Source organism: Pseudomonas putida (assembly GCA_041071465.1).
In the GTDB taxonomy this organism is placed as follows: domain Bacteria; phylum Pseudomonadota; class Gammaproteobacteria; order Pseudomonadales; family Pseudomonadaceae; genus Aquipseudomonas; species Aquipseudomonas putida_P.
This window is the reverse complement of sequence record CP163498.1, coordinates 811,115-825,912: the sequence shown is the minus strand read 5'-3', so window position 1 is coordinate 825,912 and position 14,798 is coordinate 811,115. Positions and strand designations below refer to the sequence as shown.

The window sequence follows — 14,798 nt, the reverse complement described above, 5'->3', positions numbered from 1 at the left end:
GCAGTTTACGAATGGTACGGGCGTACACCCTAGCCTGTGGCGATATTCTTTAAAACAAAAACTATATTCGTTTTTGTTATATGGTGTTGCTGCCTTGGCTTAGTGAAGCCTAGATGCAGATGGAGGAGGAGGGGGTGAGGGGAGGGCTGGTCTTGGGGCCGGGTTATTCTGAAGTCTGCCAGCGCCCTCTCGCGGGCAAGCCCGTTGCCACAGTGACATCGCTACCCCTGTGGGAGTTGGCTTACCCGCGAAGAGGCCTTGGACGGCCTCAAGCAATCAGAGGCCGAGCATATCCCGTGCTACCGCCTCGGCAATGCGGATGCCATCCACACCCGCGGACAGATCCCGCCCGCGTAGCCGGCGCCTTCACCCGCCGGGAACAGCCCCTTGAGGTTCAGGCTCTGGTAATCCTCACCCCGGGTAATGCGCAGGGGCGACGAGGTACGCGTTTCGATCCCGGTCAACACCGCGTCATGCAGGTTGTAGCCTTTGATTTGGCGGTCGAATGCCGGCAGTGCCTCACGGATCGCCTCGATGGCGAAGTCCGGCAGGCTCGGCGCCAGATCACCCAAGGTCACGCCCGGCTTGTAGGACGGCTCGACACTGCCCAGTGCGGTCGATGGCCGGCCGGCGACAAAGTCACCCACCAACTGCGCCGGGGCCTGGTAGTTGCTGCCACCCATCACGTAGGCATGGGCCTCCAGGCGTTCCTGCAGCTCGATACCGGCCAGCGGGCCACCCGGGTAGTCGCGCTCGGGGTCGATACCGACGACGATGCCGGAGTTGGCGTTGCGCTCGTTACGCGAGTACTGGCTCATGCCGTTGGTAACGACTCGGCCTGGCTCGCTGGTAGCCGCGACCACGGTGCCGCCTGGGCACATGCAGAAGCTGTATACGGAGCGGCCGTTCTTGGCGTGGTACACCAGCTTGTAGTCGGCGGCACCGAGTTTGGGGTGGCCGGCGTACTTGCCCAGGCGCGCCTTGTCGATCAGCGTTTGCGGGTGCTCGATGCGGAAGCCGACCGAGAATGGCTTGGCTTCCATGTACACGCCTTTGGCGTGCAGCATACGGAAGGTGTCGCGGGCGCTGTGGCCAAGGGCCAGGACCACATGGCGCGAGTGCAGCTGCTCGCCACTCTCCAGTACCACGCCAGTCAACTGGCCATCTTCGACCAGCAGGTCGGTGACCTTCTCCTGGAAGCGCACTTCGGCACCCAGGGCAATCATGTCCTGGCGCATCTGCTCGACCATGCCGGTGAGGCGGAAGGTGCCGATGTGCGGCTTGTTGATGTACAGGATTTCGTCCGGGGCACCGGCCTTGACGAACTCTTCCAGTACCTTGCGGCCGTGGTGCTGCGGGTCCTTGATCTGGCTGTACAGCTTGCCGTCGGAGAAGGTGCCGGCGCCGCCTTCGCCGAACTGCACGTTGGACTCTGGGTTGAGCACGCTCTTGCGCCACAGGCCCCAGGTGTCCTTGGTGCGCTGGCGCACTTCCTTGCCGCGTTCGAGGATGATCGGCTTGAACCCCATCTGTGCCAGCAGCAGGCCGGCAAAGATGCCGCACGGGCCGAAACCGACCACGATCGGGCGCTCCTGCATGTCGGCCGGGGCGTGGCCGACGTACTTGTAGGTCACGTCTGGTGCCACGCTGATGTTGCGATCGTCGGCGAACTTGCTGAGCAGTTCGGCTTCGTTGCTGGCTTCCAGATCGATGGTGTAGATGAACAGCAGTTCGCTGTTCTTCTTGCGCGCATCGTAGCTGCGCTTGAACAGGTTGAAGCTGAGCAATTGCTCGTCGCGGATGCCCAGGCGCTGGACGATGGCTTCACGCAGCGCTTCGTCAGGATGGTCCAGGGGCAGCTTCAGTTCGGTGATTCGTAGCATGGCAGGGTCCAGTATCCCGGCCATGGGCGGCCGGCGGCTTTACACAAACCGCCAAGTATAAGCTGTTCGCCGCCCTGACTGGCAGGATAAAAGTGCCCGGCGATCAGTTGTCGCGTGCGCCACCGTAGTAGCCGCAGCCTTGCAAGGTCTTGCCGTCGATGTGCAGTTCGGCGCGCAGGTGGCGCACGGCGCCGCTCATGCTGTCGACGCAGCGTTGCGGGGCGACCCACAGTTCCACGTGCTGACCGTTGGCTTCGCTGCTCAGGGTCAGGCCGCCGCCGGGCACTTCTTCTTCAAGGAACGGCAGGGGCAGCGGGTCTTTGCCGGGGCGCTCTATGATCATCCCCTTGCCGCTAGCTTTCACCGCCCAGAACGGCTCCTGGCCGTCGGCGCGCAGGGTTAGCTGCTTGAAGTTGGGGTCTTCGCAGGCACGGGCGGAGGGTTCCAGGCGGTACAGGCGACGCACTTCCAGCTGGCCGTCGTTGTTGGCCTGCTTGCTGCCGGTCAGGCGACCACGGACGTCGGCGAACAGCTTGTCATTGGCGTCCTTGGCAAGGTTGGCGGCCTCCTGCAGGATGCCAGTGGCGCCGACATCATTGATCACGAACGTGCGGTTTTCGCTGCATGGCTTGAACAGCAACTGGCCGTTGGCGGCACGTAGTTCGCCCTGCATGCGCGTGGTGCCGATGTTCGGGTCGCTTGGGGCGTTGGCCATGAGCTGGCAGCCGGCGAACAGGGGCAGCAGGGCGGTGAGCAGCAGGGTGGGGGTGAGGCGCATGGGGCGGGCTCCGGGGATCTTTGCCAAAGAGCTGGCCACGTTACGCAGGGTGTGCTGGGATCACAAGTCAGCAGGCATGAAAAAGGGCCCGAAGGCCCTTTCCCGATCAACCCCCAAGGTACGCGTCGCGCACCTTCGGGTCAGTCAACAGCGCTTCGCCTGTCCCTTGCATCACCACCCGGCCGTTCTCCAGCACATACGCCCGGTCGGCGATTTTCAGCGCCTGGTTGGCGTTTTGCTCCACCAGGAACACCGTCACGCCATCGCGGCGCAGCTGTTCGATGATGTCGAAGATCTGCTGGATGATGATCGGTGCCAGGCCCAGCGAAGGTTCGTCGAGCAGCAGCAGCTTGGGCTTGCTCATCAGCGCCCGGCCAATGGCGAGCATTTGCTGCTCGCCACCGGACATGGTGCCGCCACGCTGGATGTAACGTTCCTTCAGGCGCGGGAACAGCTGCAGCACCTTGTCCAGTTGCTCCTGATAATCGCCTTTGTCGGTGAAGAAACCACCCATCGCCAGGTTTTCCTCTACGGTCAGGCGGGCGAACACGCGGCGGCCTTCCGGCACTACGGCGATGCTCTTGCGCATGATGTGCGAGGACGGCTGGCCGACCAGTTCTTCACCCAGGTACTTGATGCTGCCACTGTGCGCCTGCGGCGAGCCGCACAGGGTCATCAGCAACGTCGACTTACCGGCGCCGTTGGCGCCGATCAGGGTGACGATCTCGCCCTGGTTGATTTCCACGTTGACGCTGTGCAGCGCCTGGATCTTGCCGTAGAAGGTGGAAACGTTTTCGAACTTCAGCATTTACGCTTCCCCCAGGTAGGCTTTGATCACATCAGGGTTGTCGCGGATCTCTTCCGGTGTGCCGTGGGCCAGAGGGGTGCCCTGATTGATCACCACGATATGGTCGGAGATGCTCATCACCAGCTTCATGTCGTGCTCGATCAGCAGCACGGTGACGTTGTGCGACTCGCGCAGGTAGGCGATCAATGCCTTGAGGTCTTCGGTTTCCTTCGGGTTCAGGCCCGCGGCCGGTTCGTCGAGCATGATGATGCGTGGCTGGGTCATCATGCAGCGGGCGATTTCCAGGCGGCGCTGCTGGCCGTAGGCGAGGGTGCCGGCGGTACGGTTGGCGAACTCGGTCAGGTTGACCTTTTCCAGCCAGTACTGCGCGCGTTCCATGGCCTCCTTTTCGCTGCGGCGGAAGCCCGGGGTCTTGAACAAGCCAGCGAAAAAGTTGGTGTTGAGGTGGCGGTGCTGGGCGATCAGCAGGTTTTCCAGCGCGGTCATTTCCTTGAACAGGCGCACGTTCTGGAAGGTCCGCACCACACCCTTGCGGGCGATCTGGTGGCCGGCCAGGCCCTGGATCGGCTGGCCATCGAGCAGGATGGTGCCGCCGCTGGGCTTGTAGAAACCGGTCAGGCAGTTGAACACGGTGGTCTTGCCGGCGCCGTTGGGGCCGATCAACGCCACCACCTGTTTTTCCTTGACGGTCAGGCCCACGCCGTTGACCGCCAACAAGCCGCCGAAGCGCATGCTCAGGCCGCTGACTTGCAGAATTTCGCGGCTCATCGACGCAGCTCCATGTGTGGACGTTGCATAGGCAGCAGGCCTTGCGGACGCCAGATCATCATCAACACCATCAGCGCACCGAACATCAGCATCCGGTATTCGCTGAACTCACGCATCAGCTCGGGCAGCAGGATCATCACGATGGCCGCGAGAATCACGCCCAGTTGTGAGCCCATGCCGCCAAGCACGACGATGGCGAGGATGATCGCCGACTCGATGAAGGTGAACGACTCCGGCGTCACCAGGCCTTGGCGCGCGGCGAAGAAGCTACCGGCGAAACCGGCGAAGCAGGCACCCAGGGTGAACGCCGAGAGTTTGATCACGGTCGGGTTGAGGCCCAGTGCGCGGCAGGCGATCTCGTCTTCGCGCAGGGCTTCCCAGGCGCGGCCGATCGGCATGCGCAGCAGGCGGTTGATGACGAACAGCGCCAGCAGCGCCAGCAGCAGGGCCACCAGGTAGAGGAAGATGACCTTGTTGATCGAGTTGTATTCCAGGCCGAAGAACTCGTGGAAGGTCTGCATGCCCTCGGCGGCGCGGCGTTCGAAGGTCAGGCCGAAGAACTCCGGCTTGGGGATGTTGCTGATGCCGTTGGGGCCGCCGGTCCAGTCGGTGAGGTTACGCAGGAACAGGCGGATGATCTCGCCGAAGCCGAGGGTCACGATCGCCAGGTAGTCACCCCGCAGGCGCAGTACCGGGAAGCCGAGCAGGAAGCCGAAGGTGGCGGCCATCAGGCCGGCAATCGGCAGGCACACCCAGAAGCTCCAGCCCAGGTAGTGCGAGAGCATGGCGTAGCTGTAGGCGCCGACGGCGTAGAAGCCGACATAGCCAAGGTCGAGCAGGCCCGCCAGGCCGACCACGATGTTCAGGCCAAGGCCCAGCAACACGTAGATCAGGATCAGCGTGGCAATGTCGACCGCACCGCGCGAGCCGAAGAACGGCCACACCAGTGCCGCCACGATCAACCCGATGATCACATAGCGCTGGGTCTTGGGCAGGGTCAGGTAGTTGCTGACGGCCGGCGGGATCAGCTTGCGATCCGAACGGCGGCCCATCACCGAGCTCCACTGCTTGTCGAACAGCACACGCAGGAACATCAGCACCGAACACACGGCGATGATGCTGATGGTGAACGAGCCCTGGCTGTGCACGGCCAGGCTGATGCCGTCGATGCTCAGTTTCAGGCCCAGTACCGGGAAGGCCACGGCCCATACCAGCAAGGCGCTGAAGAACGCCTGTTTGAGATTTTTGTTCATACTTTTTCAACCTCCGGGCGGCCCAGAATGCCGGTCGGCCGGAACAGCAAGACAAGAACCAACAAGCCGAATGCCACCACGTCCTTGTACTGGTCGCCGAAGATGTCGGCGCCAAAGGCTTCCGCTACACCCAGCACCAGCCCGCCGAGCATGGCGCCCGGAATGCTGCCGATGCCACCCAGCACCGCCGCAGTGAAGGCCTTCAGGCCCACCAGGAAACCGGCGTTGGGGTTGATCACCCCGTACTGCATGCTCAGCAGCACGGCTGCCACGGCTGCCAGGGCGGCACCGATGACGAAGGTGAGGGCGATGATGTTGTTGGTGTTGATGCCCAGCAGGTTGGCCATCTTGATGTCTTCGGCGCAGGCGCGGCAGGCGCGGCCCAGGCGGGAGCGGGAGATGAACAGGGTGAGCAGGGTCATGGCCACCAGGGTGACCACGAACACCAGGACTTGCATGTAGCTGATCAGTACTTCTTCAGCACCGCCTGGCCCGAAGGAGAAGCTGCCGGGGATCAGGTTGGGGATGGATTTGTCCTTGGAGTCTTGCGACAGCAAGACGGTGTTCTGCAGGAAGATCGACATGCCGATGGCGGAAATCAGCGGAATCAACCGGTTGCTGTTGCGCAGAGGGCGATAGGCAACCCGTTCGATACTGTAGCCATAGGCACTGGTGACGAAGATCGTCGCGACAAAGGCGACGGTCATCAGGATCGGCAGCGAATGGATGCCCATCATGGCCAGGCCCGCCAGGGCGATGAAGGCCACGTAGGAACCGATCATGTACACCTCGCCATGGGCGAAGTTGATCATGCCAATGATGCCGTACACCATCGTGTAGCCGATGGCGATCAAGGCATAGGTGCTGCCGATGGTCAATCCATTAACCAGTTGTTGGAAGAAATGGTAGATCTCAGGCATTACAGCGCTCCTAAAAACCTGATTTGCATTTCGCTGGCGGGGGTAGGCCAGGAAACCGCGGGTGACGGTTTTAAGATTTTCAGGTGAGCCCGCCCCCGGATCGCGGGGATCGGGCCCATGAACCTCGTAAAACAAAGCCCACTGCTCGCACAGTGGGCTTCTACGGTCAGCTATTTAGTCACGCAGTTACTGAGGGGAGACTTCGGTCTTCGGCTTGCCGAAGTGCCATTCGTAGACCACGAACTTGAAGTCTTTCAGATCGCCTTTCTCGTCATACGACAGGGTGCCGGTAGGGGTCTTGAACGAGCCGGCGTGGATGGCAGCAGCCACCTTGTCGGTGTCTTCGGACTTGGCGGCCTTGATGCCTTGGGCGATCAGCTCGACAGCCGAGTAGGCCGGGAATACGAACGGGCCGCTTGGGTCCTTGCCGTCAGCCTTGATGGCGTCGACGATCTTCTTGTTCTCAGGGTCGGCGTCGAACGACTTCGGCAGGGTGACCAGCAGGCCTTCGGAGGCGTTCTGGGCGATCTGCGAAATGGAGTCGTTACCCACGCCCTCTGGGCCCATGAACTTGGCTTTCAGGCCTTTTTCCTGGGCCTGGCGCAGGATCAGGCCCAGCTCTGGGTGGTAGCCGCCGTAGTAGACGAAGTCGACGTTGTTCTGCTTGAGCTTCTGGATGATCGAGGAGAAGTCTTTGTCGCCGGCGTTCAGGCCTTCGAAGACGGCAACCTTGGTGCCTTTGGCTTCGAGGGTTTGCTTGACCGCGGTGGCAATGCCTTCACCGTACTGCTGCTTGTCGTGCAGTACCGCAACCACTTTCGGCTTGACGTGGTCGGCGATGTAGTTGCCGGCGGCTGGGCCCTGGGCGCTGTCCAGGCCGATGGTACGGAAGATCAGCTTGTAGCCACGGGCGGTGATTTCCGGCGAGGTGGCGGCCGGGGTGATCATGATCACGCCTTCGTCTTCGTAGATGTCGGACGCTGGCTGGGTGGAGCTGGAGCACAGGTGACCGATGACGAACTTGACGCCGTCGTTGACCACTTTGTTGGCGACTGCCACGGCCTGTTTAGGGTCGCAGGCGTCGTCGTATTCCTTGGCTTCGAGCATCTTGCCATCGACGCCGCCCGCGGCGTTGATATCCTTGATGGCTTGCTTGGCGCCGATGAACTGCATGTCGCCGTACTGGGTCACAGGACCCGTTTTAGGACCGGCGATGCCGATCTTGATGGTATCGGCGGCAAACGAATGGCTGGCTACCCCGGCCAGAACCATTGCGGCGAACAGCTTGGAAATCTTGATCATAGTGCTCCACTCATTCTGTTGTAATTCTTATAGTCCTGGCGGCCAGGGCTACAGACCGGGCGGGATTTGCGGCGTGGCTGTGCCAACGCGCAAGCCCACCTTCCCCCGGAACATGTCCCGGAACTGTACCGGTACAGTGTAGAGCGCTGTTCGAGCGCTTGAAAAGCGGTCGAAAAGTGCCTGCTTCCTGGGTTGTCGCTTGATCGACAGAAAGATACAGAAAGGCGCCATCAAACTGCCTGCATCTGTGACCCCGCCCCACAACTTCGGGGTCAATCGACCAAATTACATATTTGAAACCGGGTTTTTCTGCAAAAATGCCGGCCTTTTTTAATTGGCGATTTTTGCGGATACCACCCATGACTGATCAAACAAGCACCCTCTATGCCAAATTGCTTGGCGAGACGGCAATCATCGAGTGGAAAGCACTGGAACGTTTCTGGGCCAAGGGTGACCTGATTTGGGTCGACCCCAGCCTGGACCTGATCACCGTTGCCGAAGCGATGGCCGAGAATCGCAGCGAGATCTTCGCCAAGTGGCGTAGTGATGGCACCGTTGGGCCGGTCTCGGCCGAGCAGGCACTGGACCTGCAAAGCCGCGATCCAGAGATCTGGGCGGTGGTGGTTTCGCCGTTCATCGTGATCCAGGTGAAGCACACGGAAGAGGCGTGATCTTTTTTGGTGCGCAAAAATACGCAGCAGCCCCGTTTTGGTGCTTGAAGCCGTGCAAGGCGGGTAGAGGTAAGTAACAATTCGGCGTGGCGGTAACAGTTTACGGGATGCGTAATGGGGCTGCCTTGCGGCCTGGATTGATATCGAATTTGTCTGGAGACGTTGATGAGCTCACAACTACCTTCGCTTGGATTCGCCGGCATCGGCCTGATGGGCCTGCCCATGTGCCGTCGTCTGTTGGCAGCGGGATATCCGCTGACGGTATGGAACCGTAGCCCAGACAAGTGTGCCGCCCTGGTCGCTGCCGGCGCGCGCCTGGCCAGCAGCCCGGCCCAATTGTGCCGCGACAGCGACATGGTGCTGCTGTGCCTGGCCGACACAGCAGTGGTGCGCGAGGTGGTGTTCGGCGAGCAAGGCATTGCCCAGGGCGGGCGCAGCGGCCAGTTGCTGATCGATTTCTCCAGCCTGGAACCAACCGCCACCCGTGAAATGGCAGCCGAACTGGCAGCACTGTGTGGCATGGCGTGGTTGGATGCGCCGGTATCTGGCGGTACGCCAGGTGCTGAAGCAGGCACACTGGCCATCATGGTCGGTGGTGAGGTGGCCGACTTGCAGCGTGCACACCCGGTGCTGCAGGTGCTTGGCCAGCGCGTGACGCACATGGGGGCGGTAGGCGCGGGCCAGGTGACCAAGGCCTGCAACCAGATGATCGTAGCCTGCAATGCCCTGGTGATTGCCGAAGTAGTGGCATTGGCCGAGCAGTCGGGCGTAGACGCGACACTGATTGCCGAAGCGCTGGCCGGTGGCTTTGCCGATTCCAAGCCGTTGCAGATCCTGGCGCCGCAGATGGCCGAGAGCCGCTTCGAGCCGATCAAGTGGCATGTACGCACGCTGCTCAAGGACCTGGATGGCGCGGTCAAGTTCTCCCGTGAGCAAGGCTCGGCGACGCCGCTCAGCGGCCTCGCCGCGCAATTGATGCGCCTGCACGGTAGCCAGGGTTACCTGCAAAAAGACCCGGCGACCCTGGTGGAGCTGTACCGCAACAAGGCGTGAGTACGCCGTTCTGGCGCTGTAGCCGCTCCAGCAGCGGCCGCAGCTCTGCCAGCGGCACGGGGCGCCCCAGCAGGTAGCCCTGCAGGTAGTCGCAACCGTGGCTTTCCAGGAAGGCCTGTTGTTCGGCGGTTTCCACGCCCTCGCTGACGACCTGCAAGTGCAGGGTATGCGCCATGACGATGATCGCCTGGACGATTTCGCGGTCTTTCTGGCTGCCCGGCACATCCTGCAGGAAGGTGCGGTCGATTTTCAGCACGTCCAGTGGCAGGCGCTTGAGGTAGGCCAGTGACGAGTAGCCAGTGCCAAAGTCATCGATCGACAGCGCCACGCCCAGGGCGCGCACGCGCTTGAGCAGGCTGACCGTACGCTGGATATCGCCCATCAGTGCGTTCTCGGTCACCTCCAGCTCAAGTTGGCGCGGCGCCAGGGCGGCATGGAACAGCGCCTTTTCAACTTCGTTGGGCAGTTCGTCGTGGCTGAGGGTGACTGCCGAGCAGTTGACCGTGACCTTGAGTTCGCCGTAGCCGTGGCGCTGCAAGTAGGCCAGGTCGGCGCAGGCGTGGCGCAGTACCCACAGGTCGAGGTCGATGATCAGGCCGTTGGCTTCGGCAATGCCGATGAAACGGTCGGGCCCCAGCAGGCCGTGTTGCGGGTGCTGCCAGCGCAGCAGCGCTTCCAGTTTGGCCACTTGCCCGCTGCGCAGGTCGAAGATGGGCTGGTAGTGCACGCACAACCCGCGCTCTTCCAGCAGGGCCAGTCTCAGCTCTTCTTCCAGTTGCAGTGCAATCGAAGCCCTGGCCTTCAGGCTGTCGTTGAAGAAGTTCAGGCTGTTGCGGCCGTTGTCCTTGGATTGATAGAGGGCCAGGTCGGCATGCTTGAGCAACTCTTCGGCTGTGCTGCCGTCGTCCGGGAAGATGCTCACGCCAATGCTGGTGGTCATGACCATGCGCCGGCCGCCCAGGTCGATGGGGTCTTTCATTCGTTGCATGATGCGCTGGGCCAGGTGACGGGCTTCGTCGCGGCTGTTGAGGCTGGTGACCACACAGAACTCGTCGCCACCCAAGCGCGCAACCAGGTCTTGGCTGCGGGTAGCGGCCTTGATGTGGTTGGCGATCACCTTGAGCAGCTCGTCACCGGCGTCGTGGCCGAGGCTGTCGTTGATGCGCTTGAAATGGTCGATGTCGAGGAACATCACCGCCAGGCGGTTTTCGTTGGCCTGGTGTTCGACCAGGCGTTCGGCGAACACCTGGTTGAAACCACGGCGATTGACCAGGTTGGTCAGGGCATCGTAATGCGCGGCCTGCTGCAGTGACGCGCGGGCTTGGTCCAGTTGGCTGAGCAGCACGCTGACCCGACGCAGATCGTGCTCTTTGCTCTGCAGCTTCTTGTCGGCCAGCGCGGCGCTGATGCTGGCGCCACTGATCAGCAGGGTGATGAAGCCAATGCCCAGCGCCAGTTGCAGGCTGTTGTCGCCAGACGGCAGACGCAGTGCGGTATCGGCCGGGATGACCAGGGTCATGGCCGACATCGCGGTGAAATGGGTGGTAACGATACCGCCTGCCAGCAGCAGGCTGGCGCCGTACTTCATGGCCTGGTACAGGGTGCCGCTGCCATTGCGCAAATAGCGAGCCAGGCACAACGCGGCCAGGCTCGTGAGCAGGGCGATGGCGGCAGAGGTCAGCAGCAGGCCGGTCTGGTAGTACTGGACGGCGCCGGTTTCCATTGCGGCCATGCCGACAAAATGCATCAGGATGATGCCCAGGCCAATCAGCGCAGCGCTAAGCACAAAGTGATACGCGCGCATCTGGCTGCGTTCGAGGCTGTGCATGGCCAGCCAGGCGACACCCAGGGCAATGAGCAGCGAGAGGATGGTCAGCGAGACGTCATAGTGCACTTCCACCGGGGCCTGGAAGGCCAGCATGCTGATGAAGTGCATGGCCCAGATGCCGCCGGCCAGGCAGCAGGCGCCGAGCATGTTCCATTGCCGGTGTGCGGTGGGGTCGTCGCTGTGTGACTGGCGTTCGGCCATGTCGAGGGTAGCGAAGCAGGACGCGCTGGCGACGAAGTAGGCGAGTAGAACCAGTAACGGTTCATGCCGGCAATCGATGACGATGCGCCCGGTTGCCGGAAGATCAGCGAACAGTTGCAGCCCCAGCCATTCCATGGAATGCCTCTTGATCGAGTTTTCACTCGTCTGCGCAACCACCCTGTGCAGACTGTCCAGAGGCAGTATAGGAAGGAGTATTTAAGCCTTCCTGACTAATGGCACATTGATTTGTACGATTTGGTTATCGGATTAATCGCCAGAGGGCATAGAAACGAAGGGGATGTGGCTGTAGGAGCCTTGTGCTGCAAAGGGGCCGGATGCCTCGCAACAATGTGCAAGGCAAATGACCCTTTCGCAGCAAAGGCTGCTCCTACAGAACGCTGGTCAGGCCACCAAGGTGTCAGCCAGCCACCAGCACGCGAATGGCTTCCAGGCGCAGGGCGGCTTTCTCCAGCATTGCCAGGCCATCTTCGCGTTGCTTGCGCAGGGCGTCGATTTCGCTGTCACGCACACTTGGGTTGACCGCTTGCAGGGCTACGAGGCGGGCCAACTCTTCGTCTGCCTCCGCCGCCAAACGGCGCTGGGCTTCGGCAACGCGCTCGACGTGGATGGGCAGGATCTTCTCCTCGCCGCCACTGATGCGCTTGGCCAGTACATCGCGTTGGGCCTGGACGAACTTGTTGGCGCTGGCGCGTGGCACGCTTTCGAGCTGGTCGTTGAGGGTTTCGAAGGCCACGCGCGATGCCAGGTCGTTGCCGTTGGCGTCGAGCAGGCAGCGCAATGCCGCCGGCGGCAGGTAGCGGCCCAGTTGCAGGCTGCGCGGTGCCACCACTTCACTGACGAACAGCAATTCCAGCAGCACGGTGCCCGGTTTGAGCGCCTTGTTCTTGATCAGCGCCACGGCGGTGTTGCCCATCGAGCCGGACAGCACCAGGTCCATGCCGCCCTGCACCATAGGGTGTTCCCAGGTAAGGAACTGCATATCCTCGCGCGACAGCGCCTGGGCGCGGTCGTAGGTAATGGTCACACCTTCGTCGTCGCCCAGCGGGAAGCTGGCATCGAGCATCTTCTCGCTTGGTTTGAGGATCAGTGCGTTCTCGGAATGGTCTTCACTGTCGATGCCGAAGGCGTCGAACAGGGTTTCCATGTAGATCGGCAGGGCGAATTGGTCGTCCTGTTCGAGAATGTCCTCGACAAGCGCCTGGCCTTCGCCGGCACCGCCGGAGTTGAGCTCCAGCAGACGGTCACGCCCTGTGTGCAGTTCGGCTTCCAGGCGCTCGCGCTCGCCGCGGGCATCGGCCACCAGGGCATCCCAGGCCTTGCTTTCGCCACCCTCGAGCAGCGGCAGCAGGCGTGGGCCGAACTGGTGCTGCAGGGCGTTGCCGGTGGGGCAGGTGTTGAGGAAGGCGTTGAGACCTTCGTGGTACCACTGGAACAGACGCTCTTGCGGGCTGTCCTGCAGATACGGGATGTGCAACTGGATGGTGTGCTTCTGGCCGATCCGGTCAAGGCGGCCAATGCGCTGTTCGAGCAGGTCGGGGTGCGCCGGCAGGTCGAACATCACCAGGTGGTGAGCGAACTGGAAGTTGCGGCCTTCGCTGCCGATTTCGGAGCAGATCAGCACCTGGGCGCCAAACTCTTCATCGGCGAAGTAGGCAGCGGCGCGGTCGCGCTCGAGGATGCTCATGCCTTCGTGGAACACCGAGGCCGGGATGCCGGAGCGCACGCGCAGGGCGTCTTCCAGGTCCATGGCGGTTTCGGCGTGGGCGCAGATCACCAGCACCTTGGTGCGCTTGAGCATCTTCAGGGTGTCGATCAGCCAATCCACGCGCGGGTCGAAACGCCACCAGCGCTCGTCGTCGGCCGCTTCCCCTTGGGCTTGGAAGGCGACTTCCGGGTACAGCTCGGCGTGCTCGCCGGCTGGCAGGTCGCGGTACTGCTCGGGTGTGGCCAGCGGGTAGGGGTGCAACTGGCGCTCGGGGAAGCCCTGAATCGCCGCACGGGTGTTACGGAACAGCACGCGGCCGGTGCCGTGGCGATCCAGCAGCTCGCGGATCAGACGCGCGCTGGCCTGGGTGTCGCCATCGTTGACCGCGGCCAGCAGGGCTTCGCCTTCGGCACCCAGGAAGCCCTGGATGGTGGCGTGGGCCTTGGGCGACAGGCGGCCTTCGTCGAGCAGTTCCTGTACCGCCTCGGCGACCGGGCGATAGTGCTCGCTCTCGGCGCGGAAGGCCGCCAGGTCGTGGAAACGGTTAGGGTCGAGCAGGCGCAGGCGGGCGAAGTGGCTGTCCTGGCCAAGCTGCTCGGGGGTGGCGGTGAGCAGCAGCACGCCCGGGATCACCTGGGCCAGTTGCTCGACCAGGCTGTATTCGGTGCTGGCCTGGTCTTCGTGCCAGACCAGGTGGTGAGCTTCGTCGACGACCATCAGGTCCCAGCCAGCGGCAAACAGCGCGTCCTGGGCTTTTTCGTCGTCGACCAGCCACTCCAACGCAACCAGCGCCAGCTGGGCGTCCTCGAACGGGTTGCTGGCGTCGCTTTCGATGAAGCGTTCGGCGTCGAACAGGGCTACCTGAAGGTTGAAGCGCCGGCGCATTTCCACCAGCCACTGGTGCTGGAGGTTTTCTGGCACCAGGATCAGTACGCGGTTGGCACGGCCAGACAGCAGCTGGCGGTGAATGACCAGGCCGGCCTCGATGGTTTTGCCCAGGCCCACTTCGTCGGCCAGCAAAACGCGCGGAGCGCTGCGGTCGGCGACTTCACGGGCGATGTGCAACTGGTGGGCGATGGGTTGTGCGCGGCAGCCGCCCAGGCCCCACAGCGCCGACTGCATCTGTTTGCTGGTGTGCTGCAGGGTGTTGTAGCGCAGGCTGAACCACGACAGCGGGTCGATCTGCCCGGCGAACAGGCGGTCGCTGGCCAGGCGGAACTGGATGAAGTTCGACAGCTGAGTTTCTGGCAGGGTACGCGGCTGGTTTTGCCCGTCCAGGCCGTGGTAGACCATCAGCCCGTCGATGTCCTCGACCTCGCGGACGGTTAGCTTCCAGCCTTCGAAGTGGGTGATCTGGTCACCTGGCGAGAAGCGCACGCGGGTCAGCGGCGCATTGCGCAGGGAATACTGGCGGGTGTCGCCAGTGGCCGGGTAGAGCACGGTCAACAGGCGGCCATCCTGCGCCAGGATGGTACCCAGGCCGAGCTCTGCTTCGCTGTCGCTGATCCAGCGTTGCCCCGGTTGATACTGCTGCGCCATACTGCCTGAACTCCCGCGATGAAAAAGCCGATTATGTTAACGGATCGGCCGGTCAGACCAAAGTGCGA

At 62.5% G+C, this 14,798-nt stretch carries 10 protein-coding genes and 1 pseudogene; 2 read left to right on the top strand and 9 right to left on the bottom strand.

Annotated elements, in window-relative coordinates; translation table 11 throughout:
- Positions 1–276 precede the first annotated feature (276 nt).
- From AB5975_03815 to AB5975_03785, 7 genes and pseudogenes are all read right to left on the bottom strand, one after another.
- A pseudogene (locus tag AB5975_03815) lies at positions 277–1,883 on the bottom strand (NAD(P)/FAD-dependent oxidoreductase).
- Between the two features lie 103 nt (positions 1,884–1,986).
- Complete coding sequence (locus AB5975_03810) at positions 1,987–2,661, bottom strand: COG3650 family protein (GenBank protein ID XDR21051.1); 675 nt, start codon at positions 2,659–2,661, stop codon at positions 1,987–1,989.
- Between the two features lie 106 nt (positions 2,662–2,767).
- On the bottom strand, positions 2,768–3,469 hold the full coding sequence (locus tag AB5975_03805; GenBank protein XDR21050.1) for an ABC transporter ATP-binding protein: 702 nt from the start codon (positions 3,467–3,469) through the stop codon (positions 2,768–2,770).
- On the bottom strand, positions 3,470–4,237 hold the full coding sequence (livG, locus tag AB5975_03800) for a high-affinity branched-chain amino acid ABC transporter ATP-binding protein LivG (GenBank protein XDR21049.1): 768 nt from the start codon (positions 4,235–4,237) through the stop codon (positions 3,470–3,472).
- A complete protein-coding gene (locus tag AB5975_03795) occupies positions 4,234–5,490 on the bottom strand; it encodes a high-affinity branched-chain amino acid ABC transporter permease LivM (protein ID XDR21048.1) in 1,257 nt (418 codons plus the stop codon). The genes livG and AB5975_03795 overlap by 4 nt, the downstream gene beginning before the upstream one ends.
- Complete coding sequence (gene livH / locus AB5975_03790; protein XDR21047.1) at positions 5,487–6,410, bottom strand: high-affinity branched-chain amino acid ABC transporter permease LivH; 924 nt, start codon at positions 6,408–6,410, stop codon at positions 5,487–5,489. The genes AB5975_03795 and livH overlap by 4 nt, the downstream gene beginning before the upstream one ends.
- Positions 6,411–6,596: 186 nt before the next feature.
- Positions 6,597–7,712 carry a branched-chain amino acid ABC transporter substrate-binding protein gene (locus tag AB5975_03785; protein XDR21046.1) on the bottom strand — a complete coding sequence of 372 codons (1,116 nt, stop codon included), beginning with the start codon at positions 7,710–7,712 and terminating at the stop codon, positions 6,597–6,599.
- Positions 7,713–8,071: 359 nt separating this feature from the next.
- On the opposite strand from AB5975_03785, the gene AB5975_03780 reads away from it, so the two are divergent.
- Both AB5975_03780 and AB5975_03775 read left to right on the top strand, forming a co-directional pair.
- Positions 8,072–8,383: a DUF2288 domain-containing protein gene (locus AB5975_03780; GenBank protein XDR21045.1), complete on the top strand. Its 312-nt coding sequence runs from the start codon at positions 8,072–8,074 to the stop codon at positions 8,381–8,383.
- Positions 8,384–8,548: 165 nt separating this feature from the next.
- Positions 8,549–9,436 (top strand): NAD(P)-dependent oxidoreductase, encoded by an 888-nt coding sequence (locus AB5975_03775; GenBank protein XDR21044.1) that lies wholly within the window; start codon positions 8,549–8,551, stop codon positions 9,434–9,436.
- Here the strand turns inward: AB5975_03775 and AB5975_03770 are convergent.
- Together AB5975_03770 and rapA are read right to left on the bottom strand one after the other, a co-directional pair.
- On the bottom strand, positions 9,336–11,600 hold the full coding sequence (locus AB5975_03770; protein ID XDR21043.1) for a putative bifunctional diguanylate cyclase/phosphodiesterase: 2,265 nt from the start codon (positions 11,598–11,600) through the stop codon (positions 9,336–9,338). The two genes, AB5975_03775 and AB5975_03770, sit on opposite strands and share 101 nt — an antisense overlap.
- A 283-nt stretch (positions 11,601–11,883) precedes the next feature.
- Positions 11,884–14,730 carry an RNA polymerase-associated protein RapA gene (rapA, locus tag AB5975_03765; GenBank protein XDR21042.1) on the bottom strand — a complete coding sequence of 949 codons (2,847 nt, stop codon included), beginning with the start codon at positions 14,728–14,730 and terminating at the stop codon, positions 11,884–11,886.
- Between the last annotated feature and the right edge of the window lie 68 nt (positions 14,731–14,798).

Excerpts from the sequence above, each read along its gene's own strand:
- AB5975_03780 (XDR21045.1), top strand. The coding sequence starts at position 8,072 with ATGACTGATCAAACAAGCACCCTCTATGCCAAATTGCTTGGCGAGACG.
- livH (XDR21047.1), bottom strand. The coding sequence starts at position 6,410 with ATGCCTGAGATCTACCATTTCTTCCAACAACTGGTTAATGGATTGACC.
- AB5975_03770 (XDR21043.1), bottom strand. The coding sequence starts at position 11,600 with ATGGAATGGCTGGGGCTGCAACTGTTCGCTGATCTTCCGGCAACCGGG.
- AB5975_03805 (XDR21050.1), bottom strand. The coding sequence starts at position 3,469 with ATGCTGAAGTTCGAAAACGTTTCCACCTTCTACGGCAAGATCCAGGCG.
- AB5975_03810 (XDR21051.1), bottom strand. The coding sequence starts at position 2,661 with ATGCGCCTCACCCCCACCCTGCTGCTCACCGCCCTGCTGCCCCTGTTC.
- rapA (XDR21042.1), bottom strand. The coding sequence starts at position 14,730 with ATGGCGCAGCAGTATCAACCGGGGCAACGCTGGATCAGCGACAGCGAA.
- AB5975_03775 (XDR21044.1), top strand. The coding sequence starts at position 8,549 with ATGAGCTCACAACTACCTTCGCTTGGATTCGCCGGCATCGGCCTGATG.
- AB5975_03795 (XDR21048.1), bottom strand. The coding sequence starts at position 5,490 with ATGAACAAAAATCTCAAACAGGCGTTCTTCAGCGCCTTGCTGGTATGG.
- AB5975_03785 (XDR21046.1), bottom strand. The coding sequence starts at position 7,712 with ATGATCAAGATTTCCAAGCTGTTCGCCGCAATGGTTCTGGCCGGGGTA.
- livG (XDR21049.1), bottom strand. The coding sequence starts at position 4,237 with ATGAGCCGCGAAATTCTGCAAGTCAGCGGCCTGAGCATGCGCTTCGGC.